Annotated in this window: 9 protein-coding genes; 5 read left to right on the top strand and 4 right to left on the bottom strand. The window is 75.0% G+C overall.

Going from position 1 to position 18,230, the window contains the following annotated elements; genetic code table 11:
- Positions 1–195 precede the first annotated feature (195 nt).
- The 4 genes from CLV70_RS30610 to CLV70_RS30595 are packed head-to-tail and all read left to right on the top strand — an operon-like array spanning position 196 to position 10,833.
- A complete protein-coding gene (locus CLV70_RS30610; RefSeq protein WP_106130094.1) occupies positions 196–3,474 on the top strand; it encodes a non-ribosomal peptide synthetase in 3,279 nt (1,092 codons plus the stop codon).
- Positions 3,475–3,493: 19 nt separating this feature from the next.
- Entirely contained in the window at positions 3,494–3,682 is a 189-nt protein-coding gene (locus CLV70_RS30605) for an MbtH family protein (RefSeq protein WP_106130093.1), read from the top strand.
- 27 nt (positions 3,683–3,709) lie between these two features.
- A complete protein-coding gene (locus tag CLV70_RS30600) occupies positions 3,710–6,910 on the top strand; it encodes a non-ribosomal peptide synthetase (protein ID WP_106130092.1) in 3,201 nt (1,066 codons plus the stop codon).
- On the top strand, positions 6,907–10,833 hold the full coding sequence (locus CLV70_RS30595) for a non-ribosomal peptide synthetase (RefSeq protein ID WP_106130091.1): 3,927 nt from the start codon (positions 6,907–6,909) through the stop codon (positions 10,831–10,833). The genes CLV70_RS30600 and CLV70_RS30595 overlap by 4 nt, the downstream gene beginning before the upstream one ends.
- Before the next feature lie 48 nt (positions 10,834–10,881).
- On the opposite strand, the gene CLV70_RS30590 is transcribed toward CLV70_RS30595, so the two are convergent.
- On the bottom strand, positions 10,882–12,060 hold the full coding sequence (locus CLV70_RS30590; protein WP_106130090.1) for an argininosuccinate synthase domain-containing protein: 1,179 nt from the start codon (positions 12,058–12,060) through the stop codon (positions 10,882–10,884).
- A 226-nt stretch (positions 12,061–12,286) separates the two neighbouring features.
- Here CLV70_RS30590 and CLV70_RS41835 point away from each other — a divergent pair, with 226 nt between their 5' ends.
- On the top strand, positions 12,287–12,952 hold the full coding sequence (locus tag CLV70_RS41835; protein ID WP_106130116.1) for a response regulator: 666 nt from the start codon (positions 12,287–12,289) through the stop codon (positions 12,950–12,952).
- Between the two features lie 4 nt (positions 12,953–12,956).
- Here CLV70_RS41835 and CLV70_RS30580 read toward each other — a convergent pair whose 3' ends face one another.
- The 3 genes from CLV70_RS30580 to CLV70_RS30570 form a co-directional block, all read right to left on the bottom strand.
- Positions 12,957–14,849 carry a RiPP maturation radical SAM C-methyltransferase gene (locus tag CLV70_RS30580; RefSeq protein WP_106130089.1) on the bottom strand — a complete coding sequence of 631 codons (1,893 nt, stop codon included), beginning with the start codon at positions 14,847–14,849 and terminating at the stop codon, positions 12,957–12,959.
- 2 nt (positions 14,850–14,851) lie between these two features.
- Positions 14,852–15,172, bottom strand: a complete 321-nt coding sequence (locus tag CLV70_RS30575; RefSeq protein ID WP_106130088.1) for a hypothetical protein — start codon at positions 15,170–15,172, stop codon at positions 14,852–14,854.
- An 80-nt stretch (positions 15,173–15,252) separates the two neighbouring features.
- Positions 15,253–18,087: an AfsR/SARP family transcriptional regulator gene (locus tag CLV70_RS30570; protein ID WP_158277855.1), complete on the bottom strand. Its 2,835-nt coding sequence runs from the start codon at positions 18,085–18,087 to the stop codon at positions 15,253–15,255.
- Positions 18,088–18,230: the final 143 nt, after the last annotated feature.

Below are 18,230 nucleotides of genomic sequence, written 5' to 3'. Positions count from 1 at the left end.
ACCCCCGCCGAGCGCCGGTAAAGGATTCCCGGGCAGGACCGGCAGGACTCTGAGCCGGGGTAGCCGCCGCGATGACGGACCCACCGGAAACGGTCATCACCGGGATGCCGGAGTCTCACGGGTGACGTGACGACGCGGGCACCGCCGCCTTCGTACTGTTCCTCTGCGACAGCCCGGACGACAGGGGGAACAAGCATGGGTGACCTGCGCACACGGCTCGGCGCACTCTCCGGCGACCAGCGTGCGGAGCTGCGCGCCCGGCTCGCCGCGACGCGCCGCGACGCGCCGCCGCCGCCCCGCACGGGCCCGGTGCCGGCCTCCTTCGCCCAGCGCACGCTGTGGTTCCTGGACCGGCTGGCGCCCGGCAACGCGGGCTACCACACCGGCGTGACCTACACGCTGACCGGACCGCTCGACGTCCCGGCGCTGCGCCGCGCCCTCGCCCGCGTGGTGGAGCGGCACGAGTCGCTGCGGACCGAGTTCACCGAGACCGCCGACGGCCCCCTCCAACGGGTTTTGTCCGATGTGGAGGTCGCGCTGCCGGAGACCGCGGTTGCCGACCGCGAGGAGGCCGGCCGCATCGCCCTCGACGAGACGCGGCGGCCGTTCGATCTGAGCCGGGGGCCGCTGTGGCGGGCGCGGCTGCTGCGGATCGGTGCGGAGGAGCACGTGCTCGTGCTGGTCGCGCATCACATCGTCGTGGACGGCTGGTCGTTCGAGGTGCTCACGGCGGACCTGAGCGCGTACTACCGCGCCGAGTCCGGCCTCCCGGCCGAGCTGCCCCGGCCGTTGCCCCTCCAGTACGCCGACCACAGCGAGGCGCAGCGCGCCGAGCTCACCGGCCCGGCCGGCGCCGAACTGGCGGCGCACTGGCGCGAGCGGCTGGCCGGGCTGCCCGTCGTGGAGCTGCCCGCCGACCGGCCGCGCCCGGCGCGGATGACCTACGCCGGCGCCCGCCACGAGCGGATGCTGCCGCGCTCCCTCGTGGACGCGACGGCGGAACTGGTACGCACCGAGCGCGTGACCCCGTTCGCCGTCTACCTGACCGCGTTCGCGGCACTGCTGCACCGCTACACCGGGCTCACCGATCTGGTGGTGGGCTCGCCGGCGGCCGGGCGTACCCGGCTGGAGACCGAACCGCTGGTGGGCTTCTTCGCCACGATGCTGCCGCTGCGCCTGGACGTCGGCGGCGACCCCACCGGGCGCGAGCTGCTGGGCCGGGTGGTGGATTCGGTACGCGACGCCTTCGCCCACGGCGAGCTGCCCTTCGAGCTGATCGTGGACGCCGTGCGCCCCCGCCGCGACCCGTCGCGCTCCCCGCTGTTCCAGATCGGTTTCACCGCCGAGGAGGGGTCGCCGCCGCCGGAGCTGCCGGGCGTGACGGTGGAGCGCGCGTACGTCGACGCCGGCAGCTCCCGGTTCGACCTGAGCTGGTGGGTGACCGCCGTACCGGACGGGCTGCACCTGTCGATCGAGTACAACAGCGACCTGTACGACGCCGCGACGGTGAGCCAGCTCGCCGACCACTACGACCGCATGCTCACCGGGCTGCTGGCCGACCCCGGACAGGCGGTCTCCACCGTCCCGCTGCTCTCCCCCTCGGACCGCCACGACATGCTGGTCCGCTGGAACGGCCCGGCGCTGCCGGTGCCCCGGACGTCCGTGGTGGCGTCGTTCGAGGCACAGGTGCGCCGGGCACCCGGCGCCGTCGCGCTCGTCGTCGGCGGCACCGAGCTCACGTACGCCGAACTCGACCGCAGGGCGACCGAGCTGGCCGCCCTGCTGCGCGGCCGCGGCGCCGGGCCGGGCCGGCTGGTCGCGCTGTGCCTCGGCCGCCGCGCCGACCTGATCGTCGCGGTGCTGGCCGTGCTCCGCAGCGGGGCGGCGTACGTGCCGATCGACCCGACGAACCCGCCCGCCCGGGTCCGGGTCATCCTCGAGGACGCCGATCCGGTCTGCGTCCTGACCCACCGCGCGCTCGCCGGCCGCCTGCCGGACGACGGCACGGACGTCGTCGTGCTCGACGAGCCCTGGCCGGCGACCGTGAGCGTCCCGCCGGGTCCCGAGCCCGGCCCCACCGACCTGGCCTACGTCATGTACACGTCCGGCACCACGGGCCGGCCCAAGGGCGTGGCCGTCGAGCACCACTCGGTCATCGGCTTCGTGGCCGCCATGACGGAGCTGTTCCACCTCACGCCGGCCGACCGGGTCCTCGGCTACGCCTCCCCCACCTTCGACGTGTTCGTCGGCGAGGTGTTCATGGCCCTGCTGAACGGCGGCCGGCTGTGCCTGGCGGAGGACGACGACCGGCTCTCCATGTCCCGGCTCCAGCGGCTGATGGAGGACACCGCGGTCACCGTGACCGACCTGCCGCCGGCCGTGATGGCCCTGCTGCGCCCGGAGCGCTTCCCCGCGCTGCGCATCGTCTTCGCCGGCGGCGAACTGTTCCCCGGCGAGCTGGTCAACCGCTGGAATCCGGGACGGCACTTCTTCAACGGGTACGGGCCCACCGAGTGCACGGTCACCATGGTCGTCCACGAGTGCCCCGGCCGCTGGGACGGCCCCCCGCCGATCGGCCTGCCCATCGCCAACCACGTCGCGCACGTCCTCGACCGCCACCTCGAGCCGGTGCCGTACGGCGTGCCGGGCGAACTGGTCATCGGTGGCGAGGGACTGGCCCGCGGCTACCACAACGCCCCGGAGCTGACCGCGCAGAAGTTCGTCGAGGACCCGTTCGGCTCCACCGCCGACGGCCGCCTGTACCGCACCGGCGACCTGGTGAGCCGCCGGCGCGACGGTGCCATCGCCTTCCTCGGCCGCATCGACACCCAGGTGAAGGTGCGCGGCATCCGGATCGAGCTGGGCGAGGTCGAGGCGGCGCTGGCCACCGACCCCCGGGTCGACCAGGCCGCCGTGGTGGCGTGGACCGATCCGCGCGGCGAGCGGCACCTGGTCGCGTACGTGACCGCGGCCCGGGGCGAGGAGCTGACCCCGGCCGAGCTGCGCGCGGCGCTGTCCGAGCGGCTGCCGCGCTTCATGGTGCCGTCGTACTGGGTGCTGCTCGACGCCCTGCCGCTGACGCTGAGCGGCAAGGTGGACCGGCGCGCGCTGCCCGAGCCGGATCTCAGCGCCCGGCCGCCGCGGGAGGTCGTCGCCGCCCGTACGCACACCGAGCGGGTGCTGGCCGGCGAGCTCGTGCCCCGCGTCCTCGGCGTGGACCTGGTCGGCGTCACCGACGACTTCTTCGAGCTGGGCGGCAACAGCCTGCAGGCGGCGGCCCTGATGACCCGGGTGGCGGAGACGTTCGGCGTCGAGGCGGCCCTGGCCGACTTCTTCGCCGAGCCCACGATCGCCACCCTGGCCGGGCTCGTCGACCGGGAGCTGGCCGCCGTCGACCCGGACGTGCTGGCCGGGATCGCCGGGCTGTCCGACGAGGAGGCGGCCCGGCTGCTGGAGGCGGAGAGCCGCGACTGAGCGGCGGAGAGGGGATGCGATGGACGACGAGGACGACGACCGGGTCTTCCAGGTGGTGGTCAACCACGAGGAGCAGTACGCGCTGTGGCCGGCTCACCTGCCGCTGCCGGCCGGATGGCGGGCGAGCGGGTGCACCGGCCGTCGCGAGGAGTGCCTGGAGTACGTGGCCGAGGTGTGGACGGATCTGCGCCCGCGGAGCCTGCGCTGACGCGGACGTATCGAGCGGGAGGAAGCGATGTCGGAGACCGGTGAGCTGTCCCCGGTGAAGCGGGCACTGCTGGAGCAGCGGCTGCGGCGGGGCAGGGCGATCCCGCCGGTGCCCCGGGGCGGCCCGCTGCGGCTGTCGCACCAGCAGGAGGGGCTGTGGTTCCTGCACCAGCTCGGCGCGGGACAGGAGGTCTACCACATCCCCGCCGCCTGGCGCCTGCGCGGACCGCTGGACCTGGCGGCGCTGCGGGCGGCGCTGGGCACGGTGATCGGGCGGCACGAGGCGCTGCGGACCCGGTTCGGCGGTGACGGCGGGCGGCCGTACCAGATCATCGATCCGCCGCCTGCCGAGCCGGAGCTGCCGGTGGTGCCGGTGGCGGACGAGCGGGAGCTGGCCGCGGCGCTCGGCGCCGAGGCGGTCCGAGCGTTCGACCTGACCGCCGGGCCGGTCTTCCGGGCGCTCGTGCTGCGCCTCGGCGAGCAGGACCACGTCCTCGCGGTCACCGTGCACCACATCGTCGCCGACGGATTGTCGCTGGAGGTGCTCGTCACCGAGCTGTCCCGGCTGTACCGGGCGTCCGCACCGCCCGCCCTGCCGCGGCTCGTCGTGCAACCCGCCGACGTGGCGGCGTGGCAGCGCAGCCAGCCGATCGGCTCCCGGCTGCAGCACTGGCGCGAACACCTCGCCGGGGCGTCCACACTGGACCTGCTGCCGGACCGGCCGCGCCCGGCGGAGCGCACCGGGGCGGGGGCGACGGTCACCGTACGCCTGCCGGACGGTCTCGGCCCGGCCGCCCGCGAGCTGGCCCGGACCGAGCGCGCCTCGCTCTTCGAGGTCCTGCTGGCCGCGCTGACGGCAACCCTGTCCCGGTACGCCCGGCAGGACGACATCGTGCTCGGCTCCGTGCTGGGCGGGCGCAGCCGCGCGGAGATGGAACCGCTCATCGGCTACTTCGCCGACCCGGCCGTGCTGCGGGTGAGCACCGCCGGGAACCCGACCTTCCGCCGGCTGGTGGCCCGCAGCGGGGCGACGCTGCGCGACGCGATGGCCCACCACGTGCCCTTCACCCTCGTCGTCGACGCGGTCCGGCCGGAGCGGGATCCCGGCCGGAATCCGCTGTTCCAGGTGAGTTTCTCCCTCCAGTCCGCGGGCCGGCCGGGCCTGGACCTGGCCGGCCTGCGGGTGGAACCGGTCCCGTACGCCACCACGCACGCCCGCTTCGACCTGTCCATCGCCGCGGTCGAGGGCGACGACGGCTCGCTGAGCATCTCGATCGAGCACTCCACCGAGCTGTTCGACGCCGGGACCGTACGCCTGCTCGCCGAACGGATCGGCCTGGTGCTCGCCCAGGGCCTCGCCGACCCGGACGTCCGCATCACCGCGCTGACCCTGGTGACGCCGGCCGAGGCGGAGCGGATGCTCGAGGACTGGAACCCCGCGCCCGGGCCCGCTCCGGAGCCCGCGATGCTCGGCACGTGCGGCGGCCGGCCGGGCGATCCGGCGCTGGTGTTCGAGGGCCGGACCGTCACCTACCGCAGGCTGTCCGGGCGGGCCGCCGCGCTGGCCCGGCTGCTGCGCGACTCGTACGGCGTCACCGCGGACACCGTGGTCGGCGTCCTGCTCGACCGCGGCGCCGACCTGCCCGTGGCCCAGCTCGGCGTGCTCTGGGCCGGCGGGGCGTGGATGCCGCTGGACGTCTCGCACCCGCCCCGGCGCTGGGAATGGCAGTGCGCCGACGCCGGCGTACGCGTGGTGCTCACGACCCGGGCCGCCGCGGCCGGGCTGCCCGCCGGCGTCACCGCCCTCTGCCTCGACGAGCTCGACCTGCCGGCGGCCACCCGGCCGGTCGTCGCCACCCGGCCGGACCACCTGGCGTACGTCATGTACACGTCCGGCTCCACCGGCCGGCCCAAGGGCGTGCTCGTGCCGCACCGCGGCGCCGCCGACTTCGTGGCGTCCTCGCGCGAGCTGTTCCGGATGGTGCCCGGCGACCGGGTATTGCAGTTCGCCAACCCGTGCTTCGACGTCAGCGTCTTCGACGTCTTCGCCACCCTCGCCGCCGGGGCCACCATGGTCGGCGCGCCCCGGGAGGTGCTGCTCGACCCCGACGCTCTCACCGGGCTGCTGCGCGAGGAACGGGTGACCGTCGCGCACCTGCCGCCCGCCGTCCTGGCTCGCCTCGACCACACCGCCGACCTGCCGGACCTGCGGATGCTGATCGTGGGCGGGGAGGCGTACCCGGCGGCGCTCGCCGACCGCTGGTGCCGGCCGGGACGCGAGTTCCACAACAGCTACGGGCCCACCGAAACCACTGTGGACTGTCTCGACCACCGGCACCGGCCGGGGTCGGCCACCGTGGCGCTGGGCCGGGCGATGGCCAACCACCGCGCCTACATCCTCGACACCAACCTCCAACCACAACCACCCGGCATCCCCGGCGAACTCCACATCACCGGCACCGGACTCGCCCGCGGCTACCTCAACAAACCACACCTCACCGCCGACCGCTTCATCCCCGACCCCCACCACCCCACCCCCGGCACCCGCATGTACCGCACCGGCGACCTCGCCCGCTGGACCACCCACGGCACCCTCGAATTCCTCGGCCGCACCGACCGCCAAATCAAAATCCGCGGCATCCGCATCGAACCCGCCGAAATCGAACAAGCCCTCAACGACCACCCCCACATCCGCCAAACCCACGTCACCACCCACCAACACCAACTCATCGCCTACACCGTCACCACCCAACCCACCACCGACCACCACCTCCGCACCTGGCTCCTCGAACGCCTCCCCACCCACCTGGTGCCCGTGATCGTCACGCTGGACGCGCTGCCGGTCACCGCGAACGGCAAGATCGACGTACGCGCGCTGCCGCCGGCCGGGACCACCCGCGCGACGCCGGCCGAACCGCCGGGCACCGACACCGAGCGGGCCGTCGCCCGCATCTGGGCCGACCTGCTGCCCGGCGCCGCGCCGGCCGCGCGCGACGACACCTTCTTCACCCTGGGCGGCAACTCGCTGCAGGCCGTGCAGGTCGTGTCCCGCCTCCGCGACGCCCTCGGCGCCCACGTCGACCTGCGCACGCTCTACGCCGCCGATCTGCGCGCCCTCGCGGCGGAGGTGGACGACGCCCGGAGCCGGATCGAGACGGAACTCGCCGGACTGTCCGAGGAGGAGCTGGACCGGCTGCTGGCCGCGGAGACCCTAGGAGAGGACAGATGACCGATTCCCAGGTCCAGGACGCGCGGGAGGCCAAGCGCCGGGCGCTGGTGGAGCTGCGCCTGCGCCGCGCGGCCGGCGCCCGCCCGGCCGCCGCGCCGATCCCGGTCGTGCCGCGCGACGGCCGGCTGCCGCTGTCGTACCAGCAGGAGGGGCTCTGGTTCCTGCACCAGCTCGACCCGGCCTCCACCGTGTACGCCATGTCGTACGCCTGGCGCCTGCACGGCCCCCTCGACGTACCGGCGCTGCGAGCCGCCCTCACCGCCCTGGTACGCCGCCACGAGTCCCTGCGCACCCGCTTCGGCAGCGCCGGCGGGCGGCCGTACCAGATCATCGACCCGGCGCCCGCGGAGTTCCCCCTGCCGCTCGCCGACGGCCCGCCCGGCGCCGGGATCGCGCCGTTCGACCTGGAACGGGGGCCGCTGTTCCGGGCCGCCCTGCACCGCCTCGACGGCGGCGACCACGTGCTGACCCTGACCGCGCACCACATCGTCGCGGACGGCTGGTCCTTCGGCATCCTCACCCGCGAACTCGACCGGTTCTACCGCGCGGGCGGCGACGATCCGGCGCCCCCGCCCGCGGTCCAGCCGGCCGACGTCGCCGCGTGGCAGCGCGGCGGCGTGCTCGCCGGGCAGCTCGGCTACTGGCAGCGGCGGCTCGCCGGGCTGACCGAGCTGGCCCTGCCCACGACCCGGCCGCGGCCGGCCGTACGGACCTGGCAGGGCGCGAGCCTCACCGCGGAGCTGCCGCCCGGCGACGCCCGCGACGTCGCCGAGTTCGCCCGCACCGAACGCGTGTCGTTCCTGGCCGTCCTCTACGCCGCCTTCGCGGCGGTGCTCGCGCGCTGCACCGGGCAGGAGGACCTGGCCATCGGCTCGGTCTTCGGCGGGCGGACCCGGGCCGAGCTCGAGCCGCTCGTCGGCTACTTCGCCAGCACGGTGGTGCTGCGCACCGGCCTCGGCGGCGACCCCACGTTCGCCGAGATCGTCCGGCGCGGCAACGAGACCGTCCTGGAGGCGATCGAGCACCAGGACGTGCCGTTCGCGGCCGTGGTGGACGCGCTGAAGCCCGAACGCGACCCGGCCCGCAACCCGCTGTTCCAGGTCAGCCTCGCCTACCAGCCGGGCGGCACGGACGGGTTCCGCCTCGGCGGGCTGCGGACCGAGGCGCTGGCGGGCAGCACCAGCGCGTCCCGGTTCGACCTCGGCATCAGCGTCACCGAGTCCGCGGACGGCGGCCTGCGCGCCTCCGTCGAGTACGCCACCGAGCTGTTCGACGAGGACTTCGTGCGCGGGCTGGTGGAGCGCACGTTCCGGTTCCTGACCCGGGGCGTGGCGCAGCCCGGCGTACGGTTGTCCGGCCTGGAACTGGTCTCCCCGGACGAGGCCGCGACGCTGCTGCACGACTGGAACCCGCCGGCCGCCACCGCTCCCGCCGACGCGCTGCTCGGTGCCTGCGGGGGCGGCGACGCCGACCCGGCCGTGGTGGTTGCCGGCGGCCCCACCCTCACCTACGGGCAACTGACCGCGCGCGCCGCCGGGCTCGCCCGCCTGCTGCGGGACACCGCGGACGTCATCGCCGAGACCATCGTCGGGGTGCTGCTGGACCGCGGCGCCGACCTGCTCGTCGCGCAGCTCGGCGTGCTCCGGGCCGGCGGGGCGTGGATGCCGCTGGACGTGTCCCACCCGCGACAGCGCTGGGCGTGGCAGTGCGCCGACGCCGGCGTACGTCTCGTCCTCACCACCCGCGCCGCCGCGGCCGGGCTGCCCGCCGGGGTGACCGCGCTCTGCCTCGACGAGCTCGACCTGCCGGACGCGGACCCGCCGGACGTGACGACCCGCCCGGACAACCTGGCCTACGTCATGTACACCTCCGGGTCCACCGGGCACCCCAAGGGCGTCCAGATCCCGCACCGGGCCGCCGCCGAGTTCGCCTCGTCCGCGGCCGCCCTCTACTCCCTGCGCCCGGGCGACCGGGTCCTGCAGTTCGCCAACCCGTGCTTCGACGTCAGCATCTTCGACGTCTTCGCCACCCTCGCCGCCGGCGCCACCGTCGTGTGCGCCGCCCGCGAGGTGCTGCTCGACCCGGACGCTCTCACCGGCCTGCTGCGCCGGGAGCGGATCACCGTCGCGCCGATCCCGCCCGCCGTCCTCGGCCGCCTCGACCACACCGCCGACCTGCCGGACCTGCGGCTGCTGCTGGCCGCCGGCGAGGCGTGCCCCGCCGAGCTGGTCAGCCGGTGGAGCGGGCCCGGCCGCGAGTTCCACAACGGCTACGGCCCGACCGAGGTGACCGTGCTCTGCACCGACCACCTCTGCACGCCCGGACCCGGGCCGGTGCCGATCGGCCGGGCGATGGCCAACCACCGCGCCTACATCCTCGACACCAACCTCCAACCACAACCACCCGGCATCCCCGGCGAACTCCACATCACCGGCACCGGACTCGCCCGCGGCTACCTCAACAAACCACACCTCACCGCCGACCGCTTCATCCCCGACCCCCACCACCCCACCCCCGGCACCCGCATGTACCGCACCGGCGACCTCGCCCGCTGGACCACCCACGGCACCCTCGAATTCCTCGGCCGCACCGACCGCCAAATCAAAATCCGCGGCATCCGCATCGAACCCGCCGAAATCGAACAAGCCCTCAACGACCACCCCCACATCCGCCAAACCCACGTCACCACCCACCAACACCAACTCATCGCCTACACCGTCACCACCCAACCCACCACCGACCACCACCTCCGCACCTGGCTCCTCGAACGCCTCCCCACCCACCTCATCCCGGCGGTCCTGATCACCATGGACGCGTTCCCGGTCAACCCCAACGGGAAGATCGACGTGCCGGCGCTGCCGCGGCCGGCCCCGCCGGGGCGGGACGCGACGGCACCCCCGAGGACCGGCACCGAGCGGACCATCGCCGCCGCGTGGGCCGCCGTGCTGCCGGAGGTCACCGCCGCCGGGGCGGACGACAACTTCTTCGCGCTCGGCGGCAACTCGCTCCAGGCGTTGCAGGTCATCGCCCGGATCCGGGACACGCTGGGGGTCCGGCTCGGCGTGCGCACCCTCTATGCGAACCCGACGCTGCGGGAGCTGGCCGCGGTCGTGGACGGTGCGGCTCCCGCGCGTACGGCCGGGGAGGCGCTGGTACCGCTGCGCGGGTCCGGCACGCTCACGCCGCTGTTCTGCGTCCACGCGATCGGCGGCTCGGCCGGGCCGTACACCCCGCTGACCGCGCTGCTCGACCCGGAGCGCCCGGTCTGGGGCCTGGAGGCGCCGGGTCTGCACGGCGAGGAGCAGCCGCACCGCATCGAGGACCTGGCCGCCCGGTACGCCACCACCATCCGCGCCGTACGCCCGGACGGGCCGGTCCACCTGCTGGGCTGGTCCGCGGGCGGCCTGATCGCGCTGGAGATCGCCCGCCTGCTCGGGCCGGACACCGCGTCGCTGACCATGCTGGACACCGTGCCGCCGCGTCCCGGACCCGCCCCCGGGCACGCCGCGCTGCTCGCCCACTTCGCGGCGGACCTCGCCGCGCAGGCCGGCACCCCGCCTCCCGTCCTCGACGCGGACGCCCTGGCGGCGCTGCCGGAGGACGAGCGGACCGCCACGGCGCTCGCCGCGCTGGAGGAGGTCGGCCTCGTCCCGGCCGCCCTGCGCGCCGAGCTGACCGACCGGCTGCGGGTCTTCGCGGCGATCGCCGAGGCCATGGCGGCCTACCGGCCGGAACCGTACGGCGGCGCCGTCACGCTGCTGGGGCCGGCCGGGGTACGCGCCGAACGGCTCGCCGGCTGGTCCGCGTGGGGCCTGCCCGGCCTGGCGTACGGGACGGTGCCCGGCACCCACTACACGATGCTGCGGCCGCCGCATCTGCCCGTGCTCGCCGCCGAGCTGGCCACCCGGCTCGCCGCCCGCTGACACGACGAAGCCCGGCGGCCTCAGGGGCCGCCGGGCTTTCCCGTGCGCTCAGACCAGCGCCGGTTCCTCGGTGGACCAGTGGTGGCCGCCGGCGGCGAACCGGGTCTGGCGGCGTACCCCGGGCGGCGTCACGCCGGCCCGCACCCGGGCGAGGGCGATCGTGCCCCGGTAGAGGTCCACCTTCACCTCCCCGGTGGCGGGCTCGGCCAGCAGGTCGGCGCCCAGGATCGCGGCCCGCGCCGCCGGGTCGTCCAGCCGGCCCTCGTACGCGGCCCGCCCGAGCCGCCGCGACAGCGTGCCCATCAGGTCGACCGCCGCCTTGTCGAGCATCACCTGATACAGGCCGGCCACGGCGGCACCGAGGATCTCCAGGCCGGGCGCCTCGTACACGCCGCGGCACTTGGTGCCGTTGACCCGGTTCTCCACCACGCTGCGCAGGGCGACACCGTTGCGGCCGCCGAGCTGGTTGAGGCGGGTCAGGACGGCCAGGGCGGACAACGGCACGTCGTCGAGCGCCACCGGCCGGCCGGCCTCGAACCGGATGCGCACGCTCTCGCCCGGTTCCCGTGCCGCGCTCGGCCAGGTGCTCATCAGCGGCGTCACCGTGGACACCGGGGTGTCGAGCTCCTCCAGCTCGCCGCCGTCGTGGGAGAAGCCGGCCAGGGTGCCGTCCACCGAATAGTCGACGTAGTCGCCGAAGATCGCCGGCAGGCCACGTTGCCGCAGGTAGCCGGCCATCTCCCGGCGACCGGGGAACTGCTCGCGCAGCCACTCGTGCCGCCACGGCGAGAAGACGGTGAGGTCGGGGGCGTGCGCGGCGGCGTACCGGTGGAAGCGGCCCTCGTCGTTGCCGCCGCCCACGCACCCGTGCACCAGCACCGTGCAGCCGGCGTCGCGCAGCGGCTGGGCCAGCCCGGTGACCAGGGTGTGCCGGGAGCCGCTGGTGGTGTTCCAGTAGCCGCCGTCGTGGGTGGCCTGCCACCGGGCCAGGTTCACGGCCAGCTCGGCGGTCTCGGCGCGCAGGTCGACCACGCGGGCGGCCGGCCCGCTGCGGCCGAGCACCCGGGCCAGCTCCGCGGGCGGGAACGGCACCCGCTGCCCGAGGTCGGCCACGAACGGCACGACGTCCACGCCCTGCTCCGCGAGCCACACCCCGACCGCCGTGCAGGACAGTCCCCCGGACATCAGCACACCGACCCGGCGATGCCGCAGCTCGGCCAGTTTCATGACGCACTCCCACCTGTGAAGACGACGTGTCGCGCCGATTCTTCGCCGCCGCCGGGCCCGCGGCGTCCGGCCCGCGTCGAGCCGGCGGTACGCCACCGGGCGAGCCCGGGTAACCGCCGCGACGAGCCCCGGTACGCCGGTACAGTCGTTCTCCAGTGGACGTTCATCCCGGTCACCGAGGCTGATCCCAGCCCTTCACCCCGCTACGGTTTGGAGACCGGTGACGATGGTGGTGCGTGTACTGATCTGCGACAAATACGAGGTCGTACGGACCGGCTTGCGGGCCCTGCTCGCCCCGGAGCCGGACATAGAGGTAGTGGACACCACCGACAGCGGGCTGCACGCCGTCATGCTCGCGCGTACGCACAGCCTCGACGTGGTGGTGACGGGCCTGGAATTGCTCAGCCTCAGCGGCCTCGAGCTCGTCCGCCGGCTCGCCGAGCAGGACGCCGCGCCCGCGCCCCGGGTCGTCGTCTACGCGGCCGGCGACACCGAGGAGTCGGTGGCGGACGTGCTGCACGCCGGGGCCAGCGGCTTCCTGGTGCGCGACGCCGGCCGGGTGGAGCTGGCGGCGGCGATCCGCGCGGTGGCCAACGGCGAGGCGATGCTGGCGCCGGCCGTGGCGCAGCGGCTGGTGAACTGGTTCCGCAGCCGCGACGTCCGGCCGGAGCCGGCGCTGCACCGCGAGGCCGAGTCGCTGACGCCGCGCGAACGGGAGGTTCTGCTGCTGCTCGCCGGAGGGCTCCAGCCGGAGGAGATCGCCGGCCGGCTGTTCATCGGGGTGACGACCGTCCGTACGCACATCTACCGGCTGCGCGGCAAGCTGGGCCTGCGCGATCGCGCCCAGCTCGTCTCCTTCGCCTACCGGGCCGGCTTCATGAGCCCGGCCTGAGCCGTCACCGGCCGCGGACGGCGGGCAGCGCCAGCGACAGCGCCCGCTCGCCGTCCAGGAACATCAGGCCCCGGCGGGCGAACTCGCCGAACGCCTCGCGCACCGCGGGCACCGGCAGCCGGCCGCCGAGCCGCCGGTGCACGCCGGCCGCGGTCGCCGGGCGGTCGCTGCAGGCCAGGTACACCTCCGCCGCCGCGCCGCCGAACGCGTAGGTGCCCTCCTGCCCGGCGATCCGCTCGTCGTAGATCTGCAGCAGGCCGGGCGCGGACCAGTACGTGAGCGCGGGCCGTGCGCCCCCGTCCCAGCCGGCCCGCCAGTCGCCGACCGCGGTTGCCAGCTCCGCGTACGTCGCCGGCGGCAGCGCCTCGACCGGGTCGTACTCGAACATGTACGCCACCCGATCCAGGTCGACCGCCTCGGGGTACACGTACCGGTAGCTCAGCTCGGGCACCCGGGAGCGCAACGGGAAGGCCTCGCGCTCGGTGAACAACGGGCTGAAGCGTTCGAGCCACACCCGCCCGGCGGCGTCCGGCGGCTTGAGGTGGCGCAGGTGCGGCAGCAGCCGGGCCTGCGCGGCGTAGTCGTCGGCGGTCTCGCCGGGGAAGCCCCACAGGATGTTCCACGACACGTCGATGCCGTAATACGCGGCCCAGCGCAGCGTGTTGACGTTCTGCGCGGCGGTGATCCCCTTGCGCATCAGCTTGAGCACGTGCGTGCTGAGCGACTCGATCCCGGGTTGCACGCGGGTCAGCCCGGCCAGCGCGAACAGCTTCAGCTGCCGCCGGGTGAGGTTGGCCTTCACCTCGTAGAAGAACTCGTAGCCGGTCTCTCGCTCGACGAGGACCGGCAGCAGCGAGGTGAGGTACGCCGGGTCGATGATGTTGTCCACGGCCTCGAACCGGAAGCTGCGGTGCCGCCGGGCCTGCTCGCCGAGCTCGTCCAGCACCCGCTGCGGCGACTTGGCGCGGAACCGCATGCTGGTGCCGTTGAGCCCGCAGAACGTGCAGTGGTGCTTCTCGCCCCACCAGCAGCCCCGGGCCGACTCGAACGGGATCCACACGTTGCGCCGGCCCGCGGGCGGCAGGATGCCGAGCCGCTCGGCGCGGGCGAAGTACTCCGAGTAGTCGGGGATCGGCAGGTCGTCCAGGCTCGGCCGGGGCGGGTCCGGGGGTGTCGCGCGCACGGTGCCGCCGTCGCGGCGCGCCACCCCGGGCACCTCCGCCGGGTCGGTGCCGGCGGCGAGCGCGGCGAGCAGGCGCGGGAAGGCGGTGTCGCCCTCGCCGATCACCGCCAGGTCCACGCAGTCGACCGAGCGGACCAGCTCCAGCCCCATCTCGTCGTCGAAGTTGGCCCCGCCGAACACCGTGACCAGGTGCGGGAAGCGCTGCTTGAGCCGCCGGGCGAGCGCGAACGAGGCGGCGTTCTGGTAGTAGGTCGAGCTGAAGGCGGCGACCCGGGCGTGCTCCCAGTGCGGCTCGTCGGCGAGCGCGTCCAGGTAGTCGGGGATCACCTGCTCGCGCGTGTGCAGGAGCCGCTTGCGCAGCCGCTCCGGATTGTCGTCCACATAGGCCAGTTCCGCGGCGAACCGGTCGACGAAGGCGCCGTCCGGGTCGGGGGCCGCGTCGCCGAAGGCCGCGACCGAGAAGAGCCAGTCGCCGAGCATCCGGCCCCGCGGCTCCGAGAACCGGGTGTAGTAGTCCGGCCCGATCAGCGCGGCCAGGTCGAGGTTGGCATGCAGGGTGGCGGCCGGGAAGCCGTGCCGCTCGGCGATCGCCTTGAGCAACCCGATCTGGATCGACGGCCGGTACACGGCCATGAACGGCATCGAGACCAGCACCACCGGCCAGGACGCGTGCCGCTGCGGCGCGGCGGCGCCCGGGCCCGGTGGGACGGCCATGCTCAGTGCTCCTCGCCGGGCGGCTTGATGCTCTCCACGACCGGCGGGTTCCAGGTCTCGCCGGGGGTGAAGTCGTCGGCGAACTGGCCGCGGATGTCGCCCCACTCCGCATCCGGCCCGGGCGCCGCGACCGACACGCCGGCCTCGGCCGATCGGCCACTGTGGACAGTGAGATCGGCGGCAACCGGCACCCCGAACAGCGCGGCGGCGGCGAGCGCGCTGCTGAGCAGGCGGCGTTCGCCGCTGGTGAGCTGGGGCGCGAACGCGCGGATCTTCTCGGCAAGGCTTTCCGCGTCGGCGGTGCGCGGCTCTTCTGCGGTCATGATGGCTCCTCCCCCGCAAGTCGACACTCATGCTCGTCACTGCCGAGACCGGGTGTCAAGGCTCGCTACTGTCGGTCTTCCTACCCCGCCGCGTCGCCCGGCGGGGCCGCGAGTTTGGCCCGGATCTCGTCCGCCTCCGGATGCCGCAGCGGGGCCAGGCAGTCCAGCGCCTCGCGCCATGCGTCATGAGCACCGGCGACGTCGCCCCGGGCGGATTCGAGATCCCCGATCCGGTGCAGCGCGCTCGCCTCGTAGACGCGGTCGCCGAGGACCCGGCGGATGCGCACCGCCTGGCGGTAACAGGCGATCGCCTCGTCCCGATCACCGAGAAGATTGTGGATGTAGCCGAGGCTGTCCCAGGTGTGCGCCTCGCCGTCCTCGTCGCCGATCCGCTGATGCAGCGGCAGCGCCTGCCGGCACCACTCCAGCGCCAGGCCGGGGTTGCCGAGATGGGCGTGGAACCAGCCGACCGCGTTGCGCGCGTCCGCCTCCCCGACCGGCTGCCCGGCCGCCCGGAACAGGAACACCGCCTGCTCGGCGTGGCCGAGCGCCGCCCGCTCCCGGCCGAACCCCTGACAGATCCAGGCCAGATTCAGATGGGTACGCGCCTGACCGTCGGAATCCTGGACCTCCCGGTACAGCCGCAGCGCCTGCCCCAGGTGCCCGACCGCGCCGGGGCGGCGCACCTGGATGTACGCGCGGGCGAGCCCCCGGTGCGCGGTGGCGCGTACCCACCGGTCGCCCAGCCGCTCCGCCGCGCGCAGCCCGGCCCGCTGCGTGGCGACCAGGGCGTCCCAGTGCCCGCTGCGGTGCAGGTACGTCATCAGCGCCCAGGCCAGCCGCCAGGTGTGGCCGGCGAAGTCCTCGGCCTCCGCGAGGTCGACGGCGGCGAGCAGCATCGGGCGCTCCCCGGCCAGCCACGCCATCGCCGCGTCCCGGTCGGCCAGCCGGGTGACGGTCACCTCGGCGTTGACGTCCACCGTCGGCGCCCGCTCCCGGTGCGGGTTGAGCAGCCGGTCCGCGGCGTGGGCCGTGCGTACCCAGTGGTCCAGCAGCCGGTGCTGGGCGGCGCGGCGCTCCTCCGGGGGGTCGACCGCGTGGGTGAGCTCGGTGGCGTACCAGCGCAGCAGGTCGTGGCAGCCGTAGCGGCCGGACAGCGACTCGGTCATCAGGTGGGCCCCGACCAGGGTGCGCAGCAGTACGCGGGCCCGCGCGAGGCTCACCCCGGCCAGGCTGGCCGCCGCCTCGGCGGTGAGCTCCGGCCCCGGCGCCAGCCCGGACAGCCGGAACAGCCGGGCCGCCTCCGGCCCCAGCACCCGGTACGACCAGGAGAAGACCGCGCGTACGTCGGTCGCCGGGTCGTCGTCGGCGAGCGCGTCCAGGCTGCCGCTCTCCTCCCGCAGCTGCCGGGCCAGCGCGGTGAGCGGGAAGTCCGGCTGGGTGGCCGCCCGGGCCGCCATCACGGCCAGCGCCAGCGGCAGCCGCGAGCAGAGCCCGATCAGCTCGTCCACGGCCTCGGGCGCCGCCGCCGTCCGCGCCCGGCCCAGCCGCCGGGCGAGCAGCGCCCGCGCGTCGGCGAGCGAGGGCACGTCCAGCGTGACCGGCTGGGCGTCGTCGGTGGCCACCAGGCTGGTCAGCCGGCTGCGGCTGGTCACCAGCACCAGGCAGCCGGCCGAGCCGGGCAGCAGCGGCCGGACCTGCTCGGCGTCGCGGGCGTTGTCGAGCACCACCAGCACCCGGCGGTCGGCGAGCACGCTGCGGAACAGCGCGGTCAGCGCGTCGAGCCCGGCCGGAAGCCGCTCCGGCGGAATCCCGAAGGCGTCGAGGAAGCCACGGACGGCGTCGGCCGGGTCCATCACCGTGCCGCCCGGGTCGAAGCCGCGCAGATTCACGTAGAGCTGCCCGTCGGGGAAGCGGTGCCGGACCTGCTGACCGAAGTGGACGGCCAGTGTCGTCTTGCCGACACCGGCGGTGCCGGAGAGCACGACGAGCGGCATGCCGGCCGACGGCGGCCCGCCCGCGAGCTCGGCCAGCCGGCGCAGCTGCTGGCTGCGGCCCGTGAAGGCACCGCTCCCGGCGGGCAGCTGGGCCGGGACCGGATGCGCGGCGGGCTCCGGGTGCCGGCCACCGGTCCGTACGGGCTCCACGGTGTCGCCGCCGAGCACGGTCGCGAACGCGGCGGTGAGCTCCGGGCCGGGATCCACGCCCAGCTCGTCGGCGAGCCGCCGGCGCACCTCCCGGTACGCGGTGAAGGCCTGCCCGCGCCGTCCCGCCGCGTGATAGCCCAGGATCAGCCGCGCGTGCGCCGCCTCGTCCAGCGGCTGCTCGGCGACCGCCGCCTCCAGCGGGGCCAGCGCCTCCGCCGCCGCGCCGGAGGCGATCAGCGCCTGGCCGTACCCGGCGAGCGCGGCCCGCCGCTCCTCGACCACGGCGACGATCTTCGGGTGGCCGGCCAGCGCCGCGACGTCGGCCAGCGGGACGCCGCGCCACAGCCCGAGCGCCGCGCCGAGGGTGCGGGCCGCGCCGCGGTGATCGCCGGCCTGGTGCAGGTCGGTGGCCTCGGCGACCAGCGCCCGGAAGCGCATCAGATCGACCCGCTCGGCGGGCACGCTGAGCGCGTAGCCGTCGCCGACGCTGGGCAGCACGGTGCTGGGCGAGCGGGGCAGGCGGTCCGGTTCGAGCCGGTGCCGCAGGTTCTTCACCGAGGTCTGCAGCACGTTGGCAGCGGTCGGCGGCGGCGCGTCGCCCCACAGCGCGTCCACCAGCTCGGCCCGGGTCAGCGGCCGGCCGCCGGCGAGCGCCAGCAGCCCGAGCACCGCCCGCTGCCCGGCCCGCCCCAGGTCGACGTCGGTGCCGTCGCGGGCCGCCCGGACCGGACCGAGCACGTCGACCGTCAGAACCGCTTCCGGATTCACGCGCCTGAATGATTCAGGGGACGGCCACCGGTGTCCAGCCCATACCCGCCATTGTCCGGGCGGCGACGCAGAGGTTGCGCTTTCCCGCAACGCCGAGGCGCGGCAGCCGGGCCGGCGCGGCCCGCCGCCCGGGTGCCGCACTC

This window comes from Pseudosporangium ferrugineum, from assembly GCF_003002065.1.
GTDB classification, from domain to species: domain Bacteria; phylum Actinomycetota; class Actinomycetes; order Mycobacteriales; family Micromonosporaceae; genus Actinoplanes; species Actinoplanes ferrugineus_A.
Note: the sequence above shows the minus strand (reverse complement) of the source record. Positions and strands in the feature narration are given on the sequence as shown.

Bases quoted from the DNA above. Each gene is read 5' to 3' on its own strand.
- CLV70_RS30610 (WP_106130094.1), top strand. From the start codon at position 196: ATGGGTGACCTGCGCACACGGCTCGGCGCACTCTCCGGCGACCAGCGT.
- CLV70_RS30605 (WP_106130093.1), top strand. From the start codon at position 3,494: ATGGACGACGAGGACGACGACCGGGTCTTCCAGGTGGTGGTCAACCAC.
- CLV70_RS30600 (WP_106130092.1), top strand. From the start codon at position 3,710: ATGTCGGAGACCGGTGAGCTGTCCCCGGTGAAGCGGGCACTGCTGGAG.
- CLV70_RS30595 (WP_106130091.1), top strand. From the start codon at position 6,907: ATGACCGATTCCCAGGTCCAGGACGCGCGGGAGGCCAAGCGCCGGGCG.
- CLV70_RS30590 (WP_106130090.1), bottom strand. From the start codon at position 12,060: ATGAAACTGGCCGAGCTGCGGCATCGCCGGGTCGGTGTGCTGATGTCC.
- CLV70_RS41835 (WP_106130116.1), top strand. From the start codon at position 12,287: ATGGTGGTGCGTGTACTGATCTGCGACAAATACGAGGTCGTACGGACC.
- CLV70_RS30580 (WP_106130089.1), bottom strand. From the start codon at position 14,849: ATGGCCGTCCCACCGGGCCCGGGCGCCGCCGCGCCGCAGCGGCACGCG.
- CLV70_RS30575 (WP_106130088.1), bottom strand. From the start codon at position 15,172: ATGACCGCAGAAGAGCCGCGCACCGCCGACGCGGAAAGCCTTGCCGAG.